Annotated in this window: 15 protein-coding genes; 10 read left to right on the forward strand and 5 right to left on the reverse strand. The window is 41.0% G+C overall.

Annotation, left to right across the window (positions count from 1 at the left end; all coding sequences use genetic code 11):
- Positions 1-151: 151 nt before the first annotated feature.
- The 4 genes from MHO82_RS14470 to MHO82_RS14485 are packed head-to-tail and all read right to left on the reverse strand — an operon-like array spanning position 152 to position 3,575.
- The gene (locus MHO82_RS14470) at positions 152-739 is read right to left on the reverse strand and encodes a TerD family protein (protein ID WP_239184667.1); all 588 of its coding nucleotides are present in this window, start codon (positions 737-739) and stop codon (positions 152-154) included.
- A gap of 44 nt (positions 740-783) precedes the next feature.
- Entirely contained in the window at positions 784-1,359 is a 576-nt protein-coding gene (locus MHO82_RS14475) for a TerD family protein (protein WP_239184668.1), read from the reverse strand.
- 25 nt (positions 1,360-1,384) lie between these two features.
- The gene (locus tag MHO82_RS14480; protein WP_239184670.1) at positions 1,385-2,548 is read right to left on the reverse strand and encodes a toxic anion resistance protein; all 1,164 of its coding nucleotides are present in this window, start codon (positions 2,546-2,548) and stop codon (positions 1,385-1,387) included.
- Positions 2,532-3,575 carry a toxic anion resistance protein gene (locus MHO82_RS14485; RefSeq protein WP_239184672.1) on the reverse strand — a complete coding sequence of 348 codons (1,044 nt, stop codon included), beginning with the start codon at positions 3,573-3,575 and terminating at the stop codon, positions 2,532-2,534. Before MHO82_RS14485 ends, MHO82_RS14480 begins: the two co-directional genes overlap by 17 nt.
- A 641-nt stretch (positions 3,576-4,216) precedes the next feature.
- Between MHO82_RS14485 and MHO82_RS14490 the strand changes: the two genes are divergently transcribed.
- The 7 genes from MHO82_RS14490 to MHO82_RS14520 all read left to right on the forward strand — a co-directional run bounded on the left by MHO82_RS14490 (position 4,217) and on the right by MHO82_RS14520 (position 11,243).
- Complete coding sequence (locus tag MHO82_RS14490; protein WP_239184674.1) at positions 4,217-4,807, forward strand: hypothetical protein; 591 nt, start codon at positions 4,217-4,219, stop codon at positions 4,805-4,807.
- Positions 4,804-5,457, forward strand: coding sequence for a YqiJ family protein (locus tag MHO82_RS14495; protein WP_239184675.1), 654 nt, complete (start codon positions 4,804-4,806; stop codon positions 5,455-5,457). Before MHO82_RS14490 ends, MHO82_RS14495 begins: the two co-directional genes overlap by 4 nt.
- 10 nt (positions 5,458-5,467) lie before the next feature.
- The gene (locus MHO82_RS14500) at positions 5,468-7,216 is read left to right on the forward strand and encodes a flotillin domain-containing protein (RefSeq protein WP_239184676.1); all 1,749 of its coding nucleotides are present in this window, start codon (positions 5,468-5,470) and stop codon (positions 7,214-7,216) included.
- Positions 7,217-7,314: 98 nt separating this feature from the next.
- A complete protein-coding gene (locus MHO82_RS14505) occupies positions 7,315-8,466 on the forward strand; it encodes a crosslink repair DNA glycosylase YcaQ family protein (RefSeq protein ID WP_239184677.1) in 1,152 nt (383 codons plus the stop codon).
- A 140-nt stretch (positions 8,467-8,606) separates the two neighbouring features.
- Positions 8,607-9,605 carry a succinylglutamate desuccinylase/aspartoacylase family protein gene (locus MHO82_RS14510; protein ID WP_239184679.1) on the forward strand — a complete coding sequence of 333 codons (999 nt, stop codon included), beginning with the start codon at positions 8,607-8,609 and terminating at the stop codon, positions 9,603-9,605.
- Between the two features lie 129 nt (positions 9,606-9,734).
- Positions 9,735-10,232, forward strand: a complete 498-nt coding sequence (locus tag MHO82_RS14515; protein ID WP_239184681.1) for a hypothetical protein — start codon at positions 9,735-9,737, stop codon at positions 10,230-10,232.
- A gap of 279 nt (positions 10,233-10,511) precedes the next feature.
- Positions 10,512-11,243: a M50 family metallopeptidase gene (locus MHO82_RS14520; RefSeq protein ID WP_275440621.1), complete on the forward strand. Its 732-nt coding sequence runs from the start codon at positions 10,512-10,514 to the stop codon at positions 11,241-11,243.
- Between the two features lie 84 nt (positions 11,244-11,327).
- Here MHO82_RS14520 and MHO82_RS14525 read toward each other — a convergent pair whose 3' ends face one another.
- Positions 11,328-13,631, reverse strand: coding sequence for a PKD domain-containing protein (locus tag MHO82_RS14525; RefSeq protein ID WP_239184683.1), 2,304 nt, complete (start codon positions 13,629-13,631; stop codon positions 11,328-11,330).
- Positions 13,632-13,924: 293 nt separating this feature from the next.
- On the opposite strand from MHO82_RS14525, the gene MHO82_RS14530 reads away from it, so the two are divergent.
- From MHO82_RS14530 to MHO82_RS14540, 3 genes are all read left to right on the forward strand, one after another.
- Complete coding sequence (locus MHO82_RS14530; RefSeq protein WP_239184685.1) at positions 13,925-15,121, forward strand: MFS transporter; 1,197 nt, start codon at positions 13,925-13,927, stop codon at positions 15,119-15,121.
- Entirely contained in the window at positions 15,096-16,049 is a 954-nt protein-coding gene (gene yidZ, locus MHO82_RS14535; protein ID WP_239184686.1) for an HTH-type transcriptional regulator YidZ, read from the forward strand. Before MHO82_RS14530 ends, yidZ begins: the two co-directional genes overlap by 26 nt.
- A gap of 246 nt (positions 16,050-16,295) precedes the next feature.
- Positions 16,296-17,624: an anaerobic C4-dicarboxylate transporter gene (locus MHO82_RS14540; protein WP_239184687.1), complete on the forward strand. Its 1,329-nt coding sequence runs from the start codon at positions 16,296-16,298 to the stop codon at positions 17,622-17,624.
- Positions 17,625-17,640: the final 16 nt, after the last annotated feature.

Raw genomic sequence — 17,640 nt, forward strand, 5'->3', positions numbered from 1 at the left:
GTGATTTTTTGTATTGCCTGAGTGTATTATTTTGAAGTGTTGAAGAAATTTGTTTTATGTCTGTAAACAGAGAGCAATAGGGTAGAGAGAAGGCTTTGGAAAGCACCAAGCTTTACTGTTTGGTGCTTTATGATAGGTGAACTAAGTTCAATTAACCTAAGTTTTCTTTTACATAAGGCAGCATATCATCAACCGTTCTACCTGTTGCTGGTATGCCTTTTGAAGCAAAAGTCCACTCATTGTTATTGCGGCTCACCAATGCGATGAATGTGCCTGTGTGATTGCCTTGTTCATTCAATGTAAAGCGGCAGACTTCTTTATTGGATTGATCAAGCACACGACAAAACGCATTTTCAACTTGATTAAAACTTTGGCCTCTGAAGCTATTCACAACCAGCGCTAAATGTGTTGTAGCGGCTGGTAATTTTTTCAGATTAACCGTGATTTTTTCATCATCACCGTCACCATCACCAGTTAAATTATCCCCTTGGTGGCGAACACTTTTACATTTAGTGGACAGCTTTTGGAACCAAACTTTATCCACTAAATTGCCGTCTTTATCGAGCAGAAGGCACGAAGCATCTAGATCAATGCTCCCACCACCGCCGCCAAACAAAGATCCGAAAAAACCTGACTTTTTAACAGGATCCCAGCCTAGCCCTAGTGTGATTTTGGTGAGTTCAGAGTCTACTGATTTTGTTAATGAAATTGAGCTGTTCTTTTTCAGTGAAATTGCCATTTCGATATACCTATGCTGTCATTATTCAAATGAATACGTGCTGTTTACTGATATCCATTAACGAAATCAGCTAGGCCTAGTTGGTAACCTGCACCAATTGCTTGGAATGTCCACTGGCCATTCTCTTTAAACACTGAACCAAATTGAACAGACGTTTCGTTATCAAAATCATTGCCTAGGTTATATTGGGCGATTAGCTTACCAGTGTCTTGGTTATAAAGCTTAATGTAGCTATTTTTTAGCATGCCAAAGTTATGCTTACGGCTTTCAGCTTCGTGGATAGTTACAATAAGAGAAATTTCATCCACCTTTGGATCCAGCTTGGTCAGGTTAATTTCAATAACCTCATCATCGCCAGATCCATCACCTGTGCGGTTGTCACCTGCGTGGTTTACTGCGCCTTGAGGGCATTTTAAGTTATTGTAAAAGACAAAATGCTCATCTGATATTAACTTAGGCTCACCTTGCGTGTTGTGCTGGCAGATAAAAGCCGAGGAATCGAGATCAAATGGTGTATGTTCCGTTACCGGATCCCAACCCAAACCCAAACGTAAGTTGACTAGGGTTGGTTCTTCTTTTACCAAGTTGATTGAGTTGCCTTTTTCTAAGTTAATTGCCATGTTTTCACCTGTGATGTATTTGTTTTTAGTTTGATAAGACAGTCAGTAGCTCTGTTTTCATTGATTCCATTTTCTGACTTGCGGCCAGTCGCTGTCTTGAGCCTTCTTGTTCAATAGACACCACATCTTGAAGTGTTGAAATTAGGGTGTTTTGAACATGCTCAAGGGTTTCGACATCGACGATAGAGCGTTGACTAGACTGAGCCACCGCTAAGGTATTTTGTCTTAGCAAGTCAGCATTTTTACGAATTAAGTCATTCGTGGCATCATCAATTTTATTGCTAAGTTGAATCGATTTTTTCTGCTCAATCATGGAAATTGCCAACGTAAATTGCTTTTTCCAAGCTGGAATCGTTAGCATTTTGATGTTTTGAAACTTTTCAACTAAGAGAATATTGCTGGACTGAACCATGCGGATCATCGGAGCCGTTTGCAGTGCCATGGTTTGTAAGGATTTTAAGTCGTGTACGCGCTTTTCAATTCTTGTTGCAGTGTCTTTTAGATCATTCAATTGCTGAGCGACAAATGGAGAGGAAGTGGCTTGCTCCGTCATTTCTGCGATTTTTTTATTGATGAGCTGAAGTTTCGATTCACCATAGATAATGCTAAGGGAAAGCTCTTTATATTCAGCCATGTTGTGGAAGAAAACGGTATCGAGTTGGTTCGCGCGCTCTTGTAGACTTGCTTGTTGCTTATCCACTTCTTTAATAAGGCGGTCTAGCTGAGTGTTCACTGAGTTAAAGTGAGCAAGGATTTTTTCTTTGGTGTTCTTGATTTTCGATACGATTCGAGAAAACACATTATTGTCACCAATAAGGGCATCTATTTTTACCCCTTTAGCCAACCCAATCACTTCATTTAAGTTTTTACCCATGTCTTCAAGATCGTTACATCTAACGTGCTTAAGCATGTCATCGGAATAACTGCTGATACGCTCAGCAGACACTTGACCTAAGGTGGCAATACCACTTGGGCTGTAGATATCGATGTTTGAAAGCTGATTGATGACATTTTGAGTGACTTCATCGGAGTCTAATAGGCATTGTTCAAGCTCATTTTGATAAGAAAGAACGACTTCTTTGACTGATGTTTCAATGACTGTCATGTCAGCAGAGGTGTTTGCAAGAGAGCTTTCTTGCGACTCTGTGGTTTTTTTTGATACAAATATTGGTTTAAATGCCATTTTCATTGAGCTCCGCGATACTGTTAAATAAACTTTCTTGTACATCATTCAATTCATGAAATAATGAAACTTCGCTTTTTTCATCAATTGCAATGGCAGTAAGAAATTGTTGTTTCCAAATTTGGATGATGTTTGCTCTGATGTACTCTAATCGAGTAAAACCACTGATGAGATTCGATGAATACAATTTAAGTTGTGGTAAAGTCAGTAGAACAGATTGTCTTAATATCATTAAGTTTGATATTTTTCGTTCCCAACGCAAAATGGATTCTTTATTGTTTGAGATCTTATCAATATAGAAAGGATCCAAGTTATCAGAGTCTAAATTGTCACCAGATAAATTTTCAGAGGTGTAATGACTGATTTTGAGCTTTAAAGACAGTAGTCTTATATTTAGGTCGTTATATATACTTTCTATTTCATTCATCAAAGCATCAAATTCGTGCATTGTGCTTTTCATTTTATCAAGATCATTAAAGACAGTATCAATGTCTTTATCTATTTGATCGCAAGCAAAATCAAACTCAACTTTTATTCTATCCACTTTTGTTTTTCTATTATTTAGCAGGCGAGATAATTTTGTGCTGAGTTTGTTGGGGTTAAAAATAGAAATATTAATGCTTTTTGCAATATCGATCACCTTATTACCCAGCCAAGTAAGCTTGTCCACTTTTCCTAGCTTAGCGTAATCGGAAAGATCACCTTGTACATTCTGAAATCGTTGAGATAAATCATTGCCAAACTCAATTTGATAATTGATGTTTTCTATATCAATTTCATCAAAGTATACTCTAGACTTCAGGTAGTCATTATCCGTGAATGATAAGTTATTAAACTCTTGTGTGCTTAATAAATCGTCAACACGTTGCTTCCAATCATCGGGAATGTCAATATTGCTGTTTACTTTATGTGCTTTATTAAAAAAAAGTACAGAAGGTGCTTTTTTATGGCTATCTTCATTTTTGGGCTTCTTTTTTACATCAGAAAATAACTTAATATTTTTATTGTTTGAAGAGTGGAATGTTTTCACCATAAAAAGCTGCTTACTATTCAATATAAAAAACAAGACTATTATTATGTACTTAAGTGTCTGTGTGAAGGTGTTACTTTGACGGTTGTATTGGTTATTTTGACTTTTTTCTTGGTTAAACTGTATGAGAGCGAAATGAGTTTATTTTAGATTTTGCTGTTGTATCAAGAATGTTATTTTAGTTATAAAAATATTTCCAGTTTAAATCAGTAAGATCACTTTTTTATATGGAATATAAGATGATATTTTTGATGATAAGAACGGGGGGAGCCTTGTTTATGGCTTATTAAACTTTGATTCCTCTGCATTTAATATGAGAATGTTAAATAAGTAATCGCTTAGGTTAACAGAACGGTTTACATTATTTATAAAATACTGGAATAGATTTTATGAGACAAATTTATTTAAAACTGTGATTTAAGATGATATCTTTTTGGTTATTCTTAATTTTGAGAGTGTATCTTGATAAAAATTTGATAGCTTTATTAGGTTTCTCTGGAAGAAGTATTTCGATCCTCGAGAGGTAAGATTAAAAATAAAATGATGCAATAAATATTACATCAAGTATATAAATTATAGATGTTATGTTATTACATTCTTTTAAGTCTATATACTCTTCTCAACCTATATTTAAGGAATGAACTATGAACGCAGCGTTTCTCTCTCGTTTTAAGCGTTTCATTCACTCACATTTCAGAGCCGCTTTTAATGAAATAAGAGGTGAGACACAAGATTCGATTCAGGCGAAGACCATTCAAAAAATTGATACAGCTTGTTCAGACATAAAGCACTTACTTGGAAAAGAAGAAGCCAAAAAATACCTTGCAACATCTAAATTGTTAGAGTTGAAGTCGGACGATTCTCTGCTTAATCAGGAAATACAGCTTGCTATTAATGAAGAAGATGATGAATTAGCGAGATCTGCGATTGAAAAGCAAATGGGGATTAAATCTCAAATAACAGGATTGGAAAATCTCATACTGGAATTTGATGATGAGATGAAACGAATGGAGTTATACCTTCATGATTTGTTGTCTGAGAAAAAAGCTCTTAAAGCAAATACAATGAATGTGGCTTTCTCGGCTGAGTTGGATGAGTTTTTGGACAAAAAAAAGCGAGCGATAAATCATGATGTTCTGAAGCCTAAGGAGCTCGTTGAATTAGATGAACTTGCTCATGCTGCTAAGGTCGATGAGAGGTTAGCCGCTTTTAAAGAAAAGGGTAATTTACAATGAGTTTTTTATTATTAGATGACAACCTTATTTTTATGGTTTCGTTGTGCCTAATGTTATTCATTGCCATTGCAGAGGGGCTGCTCACTGTGATTGGTATTGGAATAGTAGGCGCAATAGCCAATTTATTACCGGATTTTGATCTTGATACTCACGAAGCTCACGGGGAGACTAAGGGGGTTGCGAGCCATTTTCTGAGTTGGTTGAAAGTGGGGCAGTTACCCGCGCTCGTGATATTAGTGGTTGTTTTAACCAGTTTTGGCGTGACAGGTTTGTTACTTCAAGCAACTTTGCTTAGCGTTGTTAGTTTTACCTTACCGTCTTTTATTGTTTGGTTACCTGCATTTATTATTTCATTGCCTCTGATCAGAACCATGAATGGCCTACTTGGTAAAATTGGTTTTAAAGATGAAACAGAAGTGATTAATACTAATGATTTAGTAGGGCTTGTGGCTACCATCACCATAGGTACTGCCAAGAAAGGCAGTCCAGCCGAGGCCAGAGTAACCGATCGTTTTCAAACGACTCATTATGTCTTGGTTGAACCGGATAGTGATATTTCGGTCAAGCGAGGAGAGTCTTTATTGCTAGTTCAAAAAAATGGCAATCAGTTTATCGGTATTATACCGACGCATTCATCATTAAGTAAATAATAGGATAATTATGGAAAATACAGTGGATTTGTTCATGAGTAACGCTCAGCTTATTGGGATCATTGCCGGCGCTATCTTTATAGGCCTAATTTTGATCGGAATTATTATTGCTCGTTTGTATGCCAGAGCATCAAAAGAACTGGCATTTGTGCGAACGGGTATGGGTGGTCAAAAAGTTGTGATGAATGGCGGTGCATTGGTACTTCCTGTTCTGCATGAAACGATTAAAGTGAATATGAACACGTTACGTCTTGGGGTAGAGCGTAAAAACGATCAGGCTCTGATCACCAAAGACCGTTTACGTGTGGATGTTTTGGCTGAGTTTTATTTACGCGTTAAGCCGGACTTAGAAGCGATTGCAAATGCAGCGCAAACTTTAGGTGATCGGACACTGGATCCAGAGCAGTTAAAACACATGATTGAAGGTAAGTTTGTTGATGCTTTACGTGCAGTAGCGGCTGAATTAAACATGACAGATTTACATGAAAAACGTGCTGATTTTGTACAACGTGTTCAGCAAGCGGTTGCTGAGGATCTGCATAAAAACGGTCTGGAATTGGAATCTGTATCGTTGACGGGACTGGATCAAACAGACAAGAAATACTTCAATCCTGATAACGTGTTTGATGCTCAAGGTCTAGCTATCATTACTGAGCAAACTCAAGCGAGATTAAAGCAAATTAACGATGTTGAACAGGAAACGGCCGTTGAAATTGCGAATAAAAACCGTGAAGCTCGTGAACGTCAGCTTCAAATTGAACGTGATGTAAAATACGCGGAATTAGAGCAAGCGCGAGAGCTTGAAACTCGAGAAGCCGAACAAAGTGCAGCGATTACGAAACAAAAAGCTGAGCAAGAGCGCCAAGCTAAAGAAGCGGAAATCGAAGCAAATCGTTTGGTTGAGCAACGCGATATTGAAGCCAAACGTGAAGTGGAAGCGGCTGAAATTCAAAAAGCGAAAGCTATTGAAGAGCAAAACATTGCTCGTCAACAAGCCATTGAAATTGCAGAGCAAAACCGTCAAATTGCGGTGGCTGAAAAATCAAAAGAGCAGTCAGAAGCGGATAAACAAGCGAATGAAGCGTTGGCTCTTGCGGTAAAAGCGGAAGAAGAAGTGGTAACCGTTAGGCAAATTGAAGAAGCGAATCGACAGAAGAAAATTGAAATTATTGATGCTCAAAAAGAAGCTGAGCGTCAAGCTACAGGGATCAAAGTTGAAGCGGCTGCTGCAAAAATTGCCGCAGAAGATGAAGCGGAATCTATTCGTCTTAAAGCTCAAGCGGATGCCGATGCTATTTCTATTCGTGCTATTGCCGACGAGAAGAAATTTAAAGTCGAGGCTGAAGGTCAGCGTCAGATGAATGATGCGTTAAATAGCCTAAACCAAGCGCAAATTGAGTTGAAACGCGTGCTTTCTCTGCATGCGGTGTTGCCTGACGTTATCGAGAAAAGCGTTAAGCCACTTGAGAATATTGAAAGTGTGCGTATTGCATCCATCGATGGCCTGAATGGGATCACACAAGGCCAAGAGGGAGGCGCTCCAGCATCAATCCATGGGGGATCTTTAGCCGATCAAGTGGTGTCCGCTTCGCTAAAACATCAAGCACTTAAACCAATGGTGGATAACTTGATGGAAGCCGCTGGGCTTGCAAGTGTTGCAGATACCAGTGGGCTAGTAGAAGCAATCACCAAAGCAGAAGCGCCTGCTAAGCTGGATTCTGAGCCACTTGCTGACGCTGCGGTAGAAAAAATTAGTTAATTAACAATTTGCTGATTAAAATAAAAAGCCGAGTACAGCATTGTACCCGGCTTTTTTATTGTTAGTGCCTAAGGTTGACGGAATAGCATGGGATCGTTATGGAATCACTTTCTTTATCGCAAGCCAGAAAATTGGCGTTATTATCACAAGGCCTTTTGGGTAAACCTTCTGAAGGGTGTGCGTATTCAAAAAGCCTAGAGGTCATTGAGCGTCTGGGTTATGTACAAATCGATACCATTGCGGTGGTACAACGAGCTCATCATCACACCCTTTGGAGTAGAAACCCCTCTTATAATGAAGCTCATCTTCAAAAAATGGTGGCGGAGAAAAAGGTGTTTGAGTATTGGTCACACGCTGCTGCTTATTTGCCCATGAGAGATTTTCGCTTTACTTTGCCTCGAAAAATGGCGATTAAGTCAGGAAAACAGAACCATTGGTATCAAAAAGATCACCAATTGATGCGTGACGTTTTGGCACGGATTGAAGATGAAGGCCCTTTGATGGCAAAAGATTTTACGGGCGAAAATCGTACAAGCCAGGGCTGGGGCAGTAAGCCAACGAAGCGAGCCTTGGAAACCTTGTACATGCAAGGGGATTTGATGATCTCTGAGCGACGTAATTTTCATAAAGTGTATGACTTAACCGAGCGAGTATTACCAAATGATGTGGATTTGTCGCTGCCTACTGAGCAAGAATACGGGCAGTTTTTAGTTCGGAGTTATTTAAGAGCACACGGTTTTGGTAGCCTGACTGAAATGAATTATTTACTAAAGGGTGTGAAAAATTTGCTCAAACACGCTTTAAATGATTTATGTGATAGCGGCGAAATAGAAAAAGTAACTGTGAATAAGACAGAATACTATGCTTCTAACAACGTACTTACCTTACTGAATCAAGGTTTAAACGAGAAGCAAGTTAAGTTTCTGTCGCCATTTGATAATTTGTTGATCCAACGTAAGCGCGCCAGTACGATTTTTCAGTTTGATTACCTGCTCGAATGTTATGTTCCTGGACCAAAGCGTCAGTTTGGTTACTTTTGTTTGCCCATTCTTTGGGGAGACAATCTAGTGGCAAGAGCGGATTGCAAAGTGGATAAGCGTACTTCGACACTCCATGTTATCCACCTGTACATGGAACCTACACTCGATAAACAAGATAATTTTTTAGAAGCTTTTGAAGAAGAACTCAGTGTATTTGCTCAATTCAATCAGTGTAACCACCATAAAATTGAGAAGGTGTCACGTTGTTAGTCTTAATGATAAGAAGTTCATTACGGGACATAGTACAAGAGTGTTATGGTAAACAATGAACGCAGAAGCGAGACTCACTTTTTACGTGATAAGCTTTGCAGTGCGAAAAATTAAAAGTTTAATAGGTTAAAGGTAGATATATGAGCAAGCCACTAAACGAATGCATTGTGCCTATGTACCCAACAATCCAAGCATTAGATGTGGATGCCTTGCCTTTTGGTGAGCATAAATTTTGGTTTGCAGTTGCAACGGATGCGATTGGTCATCCTCAAACTTTACCTTTACGCGTATTTAAAGGCGCTAAACCGGGCAAACGAATCGTAATTACCGCAGGGGTTCATGGTGATGAACAGAATGGTATTTTAACCGCCCAACGTTTAGCACGAGAATTGGTCGGTAAAGACGTGGCTGGTACCGTGACTATTGTTCCGACGGTCAATTTATCGGGTATCGCAAGGCACAGTCGAGATTTTCATTCCGCTGCACCGGACAGCTCATCGGCTAATCTTAACCGTGTTTTTCCTGGTAACCCGACGGGAGACGATGCTAGCCGTTACGCCAATAGTTTATGGGAAAATTTACTAAAACCTAATGCCGATTTGGCCATTGATCTTCACTCTCAAACCAGTGGTTCTGCATACCCATTATATGCGTTTGCTGATTATCGTTTAGAAGATGCCATTCGCATGGCTAGATTGATAAACCCTGACGTAATTTTAAATGATCCTGGTGATCCGGGGATTTTGGAAACAGTCTATAATCGTGCGGGTATTCCATCCATTACCATTGAAGTGGGGATTGGTCGCTACACTGATTTAGAGATGGTAGAGCGAGCAACAAACGGCGTACTCAACATTTTGAAATCTTATGAAGTGATCGAAGGTAAGGCTGACAGTGCACAGCTCCCTTGTGTGGAAGGGAAGGAAATCGTTAGCGTAAGGGCGAATCAGGGCGGCTTTGTTATCTGTCATGTTGACTTAATGGATTCAGTGGCGGAAGGCCAAAAACTCGCTACTCAATACAACAGCTTTGGTGATGAAGTCGACATTTATTACGCTCCGGTAGAAGGCACGGTAATAAGCCACAATGTAGAATCTGTTCGAGCGCCAGGTTCATTAGTCGTGCGGCTAATTCGGTAACGATAGACAGAATAAAGTGTGTATCGATAAGTTTATAACCGTTTCTGATTATCTTGTGTATCGGAATCGGTTTTTTAATTATTGGTTTTAACGTTTTAAAGCCGAAGGGCCTCATGAAGGAGTTAACTTGTGATTGATTGTATGCTTGAGTTGATTTATTTCGATCAAAAGCTCACGCTGAGTAAAGAAGAGTATTCAGTAGAGTCTCAGGATGAGCTTAGCGTTATTTTGCGTTATCAAGGGGAGACGCTGTGTCGCCCATATATTTATTTTCGTCCGCTGAATCTGAGCGATCGTAAAACCGAATACCACTTTTCTGAACTCATGTTTGAGTGTTATGAAGGGCATGCCGACGTGGTATCTCAAACGGTGACTGAGCATGAAGACCATCTAATAATAGAAACTCGTTATGCAATGCGGCATGGTGATGAGGGCGGTGAGTTATCCGGGCTTAACTTCACCTATCATGAAGAAGATTTTGCGTATCATTATGAAATTGAAAATTCGATCGTGCCCGAAGAGACAGCCTGCACCCCGCACAACCCACTTAACCTGACACCACAAGGTACTTTAGTTGCTGAAGCAGTTGAAGTGCCACTGGTTGGTTCATATCTTTGCCCAACATAAAGTTAAGTAAGGGCTAATCAGTGTCCTTACCTTATTTTATATTGGAATGATTGTATTGCGATTTACTTAAGCGTTGTATTGTCGTAGGTCTGAATCTTAGTGGGTATCATTTTGGTTTTAGTGAGTTAAAAAAGAGCTGATATTTGGCAACGATAGAGTAAAATAAATCTTTTGAATCATACCATTGCATATTAGTGAGTTAAGCTAATGGCCATTTTCACCACCAGCTTAATTTTGATTTGCTCCGGTATATCTACTCATAATCAATAGAGTCCATTGATGCTAAAGCACATACAACAACATCCCAAAGGGGATCTGTATATCTTCATCTTTTTCACCTTTCTCGCGTTCTGGATGCACCATTTAAGTAATTCGGCAGTATTGAGTTATTCATTAAAACCGGTAGAAGTGTTTTTACATGAAGCTTCCCACGGAGTGGCTGTGCTATTAACAGGTAATTTTTTTGAAAGTTTGCATCTGGAGTGGCGCCAAGGGCATGTAATGTCTAGAGTTTATCTAGATAATGATGTACGAATGGAGCGGATCATCATTTCTTTTTCTGGTTATGCAGGGGCTTCTTTATGGGGGCTTTTAATCTACGCCACGAGTATTTATGCCAGCAAAGTCATGAAGGTGGTTTTGATCGTTTTTAGTGCTTTTTTCTTCTTGTACATTGATGGTATTACGACGGGGCTGATTCTCAGCTTTGTCATTGCCGTGTTTGTTGCTGGTTGGTACTTAGGTGTTGCTGGGTGTTATTTCCTTCGATTCCTCGGTATTTTTGTTATGTTGAACTCAATTTATTCACCGACTTATTTATGGTCTTATGATCAAATTGGTGATCATATATCGTTAAGCAAATTGACGCTTTTGCCATCGTTTGTATTTATTTTGATTTGGGTGGCTATCGGTTTATATTGCTTAAGGTTGGCCTATAAAATCACACTTACAAAAACTCGCAGTATGAACACACAGTCTCCTAATGTAAGTCAAAGACCACTAGGCAGCTAAGCTCGTTTCTGTTTCTCTGTTTGAGAATGGTGTTTGTGGTATTCGCCTTCCCCCGACATCCGTTGGGGGAAGGTACTTAAAGGTCTAGATCATGATCCAAGGGTTATGTTCTCCCCCTGCTCCTGGCACTTGTTGTCCATCGGCATACCAGCGTGCTTGATAGGTTTTTCCTTTATAAATGGCTTTTTCGCCTTTTTTATAAATACGCATTGGATCCCATTCAATTACTCCAGCATCATAGGTTTGTTCCCATGCGATACTCACTCCAGGCTCTTCACCTGCTTGAGTCACCCATTTTGCAGTAAACTCTTTATTACGGTGTTTGACTTTGTCCCCTTTTTGATACTCTTTTGTCGGATCCCACGTTGAACCACTTGTTAAACTTTTCACCGTCACTGGAATAGTGGTGCTAGAGGCATTATTTTTACTGTCTGTGACCGTGAGAGATACCGTGTAGTTGCCAATATTGGTCGCCGTGAAATTGAGTGTCGGGGAACTGCTGCTGACAACATCACCATTAGGTAAACCAGACCAACGGTAAATCAACGTATCTCCGTCTGGGTCGATGGTTTCGGTGGCATCAAGTAAAACGGTATCGCCTTCGTATACCTCATTGAGTGGCTTCACATGAATAATAGGAGCTTGGTTAGGGCGTAACGTGATGACTACCTCATCAAATGCGGTTTTTCCATTTGCTGTCGCCGTTAAGCGGAAAGTCAGTTTTGTTGCCGTCGTTGCTGCATAGGCATCAAAATAAGCGTGTGGACCTGTGGTGGTTAAGGTGACGGGAGTACCCGTTAATTGAGACCAGTTGTAGGTAACAGCATCACCATCAGGTTCGTAGGATTGACTGCCGTTAAGGTGCACGGTTCCAGCGGCACTAATGAACTGATCTGAGCCAGCATGAACGACAGGTGGACGGTCGGCTGGACGAGTACCAAGAACCAGAGGTTTTGAAACACTTTCTGGGTTACAACGATAGCTTTTTTCTATGCCACGGAAGCTGCCGTCACGGTTCCATGCGTCGTAAGAGCCACCATCTGAAGCACACAATTGGGTCCAGGGTGTGTCTACGGGAAGTGCCAATAAGATGGCATCCAACACGGCACCAAATTGATTGGCAAAATCGATCGTGCCGTTAGAGGCGGTTGCATCAAATACGGCTTGGGCTGACGATTTTGCCGATGCGATTTCTTCGGGAGTATAAAGAGGGGTTAACGCGTCCAAATAGGTACTGATGTGTAACCAGTTTAGTTGGCTTGTATAGTAACCTGGGTATCCAGGGCCGTTATTTTCCGCAATATCTTTCAGGTATTTCGATTTATAGGGAACTTGATAAAGGTAGCTGGTTCCAAACCCTCCTTGGTTTTCAGGATCAAAACAGTCATCGATCACTTCTTTAGCCATACATTCAGCACGACGAACCGGTTTTAGGGGATTGAGGGCCATACTGTCTGGGCTTAAGCCACGATTGTAACCAACAGAGATCAATTTAGTTAACGCCAATGGGTCTTTGGCAGATTGAATGAATGTGCCTAACTCATCGGCAGAGCGAGCTAATGTGTAGTAGGCAAAAATATTAAAGTATGAAGCGCCAATGGCACTAGGAACAAAACTGTTTTTGCCTTTTTCTGGTTTGAATACGGCGTTGTAGATCGGTGAGGTCATTTCATAAGGTTCAACGACTTTATAAATAGAGTCGGGCTTTTTGCCTTTATAAAAACGTTGGGGGAACATGCGCATTAGCTCCCCATAAGCGGAGTACATGTGGCCTTCTAACTGGAAAAAACCATCATGGCTGGTTCGGCCAACCCCTAAGGTATTCCATATGCCATATAAGTTTTGGTGCTCTGCGTTCGAGTCGGTGTAGTTAGGTTGTACTGGGTAAGTAAAGTAGCCAGGCACGTTATCGTAATCAGCACCAACAGCACTTTCTTGGAGAGTCTTAGCCGCATATAAATTGGCATCGTGATACGGATCATCTATGCCAGTTACATTTTTAAAAAGCTGCGCGGCGTGTGCCATAGCCATGGCCCAATGAGGTCGTTCGTTAGGAATAATGAAGGAGTAAGGGTGTAACCACACGAGTTTTTTTAGTTTTTCTATCTTTATGAGTTGTTCGATGCGCTCTGGTGTTTCGTGTGCATTTTCAGCGCGGATTTGATCTAAACGTTCTTGAGATAAACGAAAATCCATCTGGCCAAGACGTATTGGCCCCGTTTTAATCAGTAAAGCGGGATCTAGTTGGTAGTCCAGCACCCCTACTTGGTGAGCGGGCCAAACGGGCGAGGGGGTAGCCGTTGACGTATTTTCTGCTGCGCTGGTGGCAGGCAGTGCTAGTAAGCCAAGTGCTGTTGCAATTACAAGTGGGCGTAGTGATGTGTTCATGAATAAACCTTTATATTGTTATTTTTAAAATCGTCACCAAACACGTTAATAATGTTTGGATTTTATAAAGTACTTGGCGTTTTTTTGTCCAACAATATGCAGGTTGTACAAATGATAACCAACTCGAAGGAATTGAACTTAAGCTGCATCAGCAATCTGGAAGGGGAAAAGTTGGCCTAGCATCTTCTGGCCCGTTGTCGTAAATGGAAATACCTGTTGTCAAAATGGCAACACGTCAAGTCATGGGCATTTGGATATTATCTTCGCAAACGTTAACCAATAACGAGGTGTGTATGTCCCGATTTCTTTTGTGCAGTTTTGCGCTTGTTCTTCTTTACCCTACGGCCATTGATTTGTACTTGGTTGGTTTGCCTCAGATCGCTCAAGATCTTGGTGCGAGTGAATCTCAGCTTCATATCGCCTTTTCAATTTATTTACTCGGGATGGCAACGACCATGTTCTTGGCGGGAAAAGTGGCGGACAAAGTGGGGAGAAAGCCCGTTGCCATTATTGGTGCGACTGTGTTTGCCTTTGCCTCTTGGCTGGGTAGTGTGGCTGAAACCAGCTCGGTATTTTTGGTGGCCAGATTTGTTCAAGGGATCGGGGCGGGCAGCTGCTATGTGGTCGCCTTCGCTATTTTGCGTGATACGTTAGACGACAAGCGCCGTGCTAAGGTGTTATCCATGTTAAATGGAATTACGTGTATTATTCCTGTTATTGCGCCAGTGATTGGCCATCTTATTATGCTGAAATTTCCTTGGCCGAATTTGTTTTCAGCCATGGCAGGCATGGGAGTCCTTGTAGGCCTTATCTCTTGTTTAGTATTGAAAGAGTCCTTAGTTGCTCAGTCTCAGATTAAGGGGGCAGAGTCGAGTGGTGATGTGACTAAGTTAGAGCCTTTTTTCCAGCGCTTCTTTATTTCCAGAGTGGTGATGACTTCATTGGGAGTGACCGCTATTTTGACCTATGTGAATACATCGCCGATTGTGATCATGGAGTTGCTCAATTTTAGTCGTGGCGAATATTCCACAACGATGGCGTTAATGGCCTTAGTGGGAATGTCGAGCTCTTTTTCCGCGCCGATATTGCTGTCGTATTGTCAACAGCGAACCTTGATATTTACATCAAAGCTGCTTTTGATCGCATCGGCACTTGTACTGGTGCTGGGTAATGAAGTGGGTGATTCAAATATATTTCTACTTGGGTTTGGGTTGCTCAGTGTCGGTTTTTCTATGGGGTTTGGTGTGGCCATGAGTCAGGCTCTCAGTCCATTCTCTCTGCGAGCAGGTGTCGCAAGCTCGTTACTGGGTATTGCTCAAGTGTGTAGCTCTGCATTTTATATTTGGTTTATGGGAGTGCTCGGTGTGTCAGCGTTAAATATGTTGGTGATTGCGTTGAGTACGGCTGGCATTATTGGCATTGCTCTAATATTATTTGTTCCTTATCAACAAAATAATAATACCTATGAAGAAATCACTGGCACGTCTTGATCTTAATTTGTTGTTTACCTTGCAGTTGCTTTTACAAGAGCTCAGCGTAACCAGAACGGCGAAGAAACTCAGTGTGACGCCTTCTACGGTCAGTAAATCTTTGGGTAAGCTGAGACAATGGTTTGATGATCCGTTATTCGTTAATACGCCTAAGGGGTTAACGCCGACACCGCTCGCCAAAAGTATGGAAGAAAGCCTCTCAGATTGGTTGCAAATGGGCAACCAATTGATTGCTAGGCGGGGGGATGAAGCGCCGAAAGGAGTGCTTTTTAATTTGGCCATTGAATCTCCTCTGTCTTTGATCATGATTGATGAGTTGACTCAATGTATCCATCAAACCTATGACGATTCGAAAGTGAAGTTCCTTAATTGGGATTACGATTCTTTAGAGGCCATTATTCGTGGTGAAGTGGATATTGGTTTTACGGGGCGAGAAAGTCACCCTCGTTCTAAGGAATCGTTAGACTTGCTACCTTATTTCATCGATTTTGAAGTCTTGTTTACCGATTTACCTATGGTTTACGTTCGCAATGATCACCCTGTTTTGCAACAAGAATGGAACTTAGAGACTTTTCTGAGCTATTCCCATATCAATGTCATCTGGGAAAAAAGCGATACTTGGGCGCTAGACGATATCTTGCTTGAGCAAGGGGTAACGCGAGAAGTTGGTGTGACGATGACAAGTTTCGAACAGGCTCTGTTTATAGCAGAAAAGCCAGGACATCAGATGATTACCACTGCACCCAAGTATTGCCAACGGTATTGTGAGCAGCTTCATCCTAACTTGGTTGCTCTTCCTATTCCGATAGAAGAGTCTCAGCAAGAGAAGTTATTGATCCCATTTACGATGATTTGGCATAAGAGAAATAACCACAACCCCAAAATCAAGTGGTTACGAGACACCATTAAGCGCATTTACGCGTCATAGGTTTGTGTGTAGCGTTTTTAATGTTGCATATGATTATGCGAGCTGTAACAACTTGGCGCTTTTTTGTGATTAGCTTGTATTTATGTAATGAGCAAATTTAGTTCGGAATCACATAAATCTTATTTTAATAAATAGCTATAAGCTTTATTGATATCTATCAACAGTTTACTTACGTTTTAAAGTCATCCTTATTATCAGTGCTTTTCTGAAAAGCCGTTGTTTTTCAATAATAAGGAGATTACGAGTATGTTGTATTTGGAATTTTTATTCCTTCTTCTCGTTTTGTATGCGGGCAGTCGGTTTGGTGGTATTGGATTAGGGGTAGTTTCGGGGTTAGGTTTACTGATTGAGGTGTTTGTTTTTCGGATGCCTCCGACATCACCTCCTATTACGGTGATGCTGATCATTCTAGCGGTGGTAACGTGCGCCTCTATTTTGGAAGCTGCTGGTGGCTTAAAGTACATGTTGCAAGTTGCGGAAAGAATTTTGCGTAGCAACCCGAAACGGGTAACGATACTTGGACCGCTAGTCACTTATACTATGACGTTTATGCTCGGAACGGGTCATGCTGTCTATTCCATCATGCCTATTATTGGTGATGTGGCGTTAAAAAATGGCATTCGACCGGAAAGACCAATGGCAGCCTCATCAGTGGCCTCGCAATTGGCGATTACGGCCAGCCCTATTTCAGCCGCAGTAGTGTATTATTTGGCTCAACTGGCCGATATTAATACCAATATCCACTTGTTAACCATTTTGATGATCACTGTGCCATCGACATTACTCGGTACGATTCTTTTGTCTTTATTTAGTTTACGCCGTGGTAAAGAGCTCAACGATGATCCTGAATATCAACGTCGATTACAAGATCCACTGTGGCGAGAAAAAATCTTACATACCACTTCAACATCACTTGATGAAAAGTTACCAGCATCTGCAAAACAAGCGGTATTACTGTTTGTACTTGCGCTGGCCACCATTGTGGTGGTTGCCATGGTGCCAGAAATCCGAACAATTGGAGATGCGGAGAAACCAATTTCCATGTCTTTAATTATTCAAATGATGATGCTTGGGTTTGGTGGTGTAATTTTGCTGGTGACTCGAACGAATGTACAAAAAGTGCCTGAAGGGGTGGTTTTTAAATCCGGGATGGTTGCAGCAATCGCTATTTTTGGTATTGCGTGGATGAGTGACACCTATTTTCAATACGCGATGCCAAGTTTTAAATCGGGCATTACTGAAATGGTGCAAGATTACCCATGGAGCTTTGCTCTGGCGTTATTCATTGTGTCTGTAGTGGTAAACAGCCAAGCGGCTACAGCGAGGATGATGTTACCTGTGGGGATCGCGATGGGGTTAAATCCGGCATTACTGATCGGCTTAATGCCAGCGACGTATGGGTATTTCTTTATTCCAAATTACCCTTCAGACATTGCGACTTGTAATTTTGATGTCACCGGCACGACCAAAATCGGTAAATGGTACTTTAACCATAGTTTTATGCTACCGGGGTTAATTGGCGTGGTATCAGCTTGTGTATTCGGTTACACCATTGCTCAGGTTGTGGTGCCATAAATTAGCAAAACAGATT

The organism is Vibrio sp. Of7-15 (genome assembly GCF_022347565.1).
Classification (GTDB): domain Bacteria; phylum Pseudomonadota; class Gammaproteobacteria; order Enterobacterales; family Vibrionaceae; genus NORP241.

Bases quoted from the DNA above. Each gene is read 5' to 3' on its own strand.
- MHO82_RS14470 (WP_239184667.1), bottom strand. From the start codon at position 739: ATGGCAATTTCACTGAAAAAGAACAGCTCAATTTCATTAACAAAATCA.
- MHO82_RS14475 (WP_239184668.1), bottom strand. From the start codon at position 1,359: ATGGCAATTAACTTAGAAAAAGGCAACTCAATCAACTTGGTAAAAGAA.
- MHO82_RS14480 (WP_239184670.1), bottom strand. From the start codon at position 2,548: ATGAAAATGGCATTTAAACCAATATTTGTATCAAAAAAAACCACAGAG.
- MHO82_RS14485 (WP_239184672.1), bottom strand. From the start codon at position 3,575: ATGGTGAAAACATTCCACTCTTCAAACAATAAAAATATTAAGTTATTT.
- MHO82_RS14490 (WP_239184674.1), top strand. From the start codon at position 4,217: ATGAACGCAGCGTTTCTCTCTCGTTTTAAGCGTTTCATTCACTCACAT.
- MHO82_RS14495 (WP_239184675.1), top strand. From the start codon at position 4,804: ATGAGTTTTTTATTATTAGATGACAACCTTATTTTTATGGTTTCGTTG.
- MHO82_RS14500 (WP_239184676.1), top strand. From the start codon at position 5,468: ATGGAAAATACAGTGGATTTGTTCATGAGTAACGCTCAGCTTATTGGG.
- MHO82_RS14505 (WP_239184677.1), top strand. From the start codon at position 7,315: ATGGAATCACTTTCTTTATCGCAAGCCAGAAAATTGGCGTTATTATCA.
- MHO82_RS14510 (WP_239184679.1), top strand. From the start codon at position 8,607: ATGAGCAAGCCACTAAACGAATGCATTGTGCCTATGTACCCAACAATC.
- MHO82_RS14520 (WP_275440621.1), top strand. From the start codon at position 10,512: ATGCTAAAGCACATACAACAACATCCCAAAGGGGATCTGTATATCTTC.
- MHO82_RS14525 (WP_239184683.1), bottom strand. From the start codon at position 13,631: ATGAACACATCACTACGCCCACTTGTAATTGCAACAGCACTTGGCTTA.
- MHO82_RS14530 (WP_239184685.1), top strand. From the start codon at position 13,925: ATGTCCCGATTTCTTTTGTGCAGTTTTGCGCTTGTTCTTCTTTACCCT.
- yidZ (WP_239184686.1), top strand. From the start codon at position 15,096: ATGAAGAAATCACTGGCACGTCTTGATCTTAATTTGTTGTTTACCTTG.
- MHO82_RS14540 (WP_239184687.1), top strand. From the start codon at position 16,296: ATGTTGTATTTGGAATTTTTATTCCTTCTTCTCGTTTTGTATGCGGGC.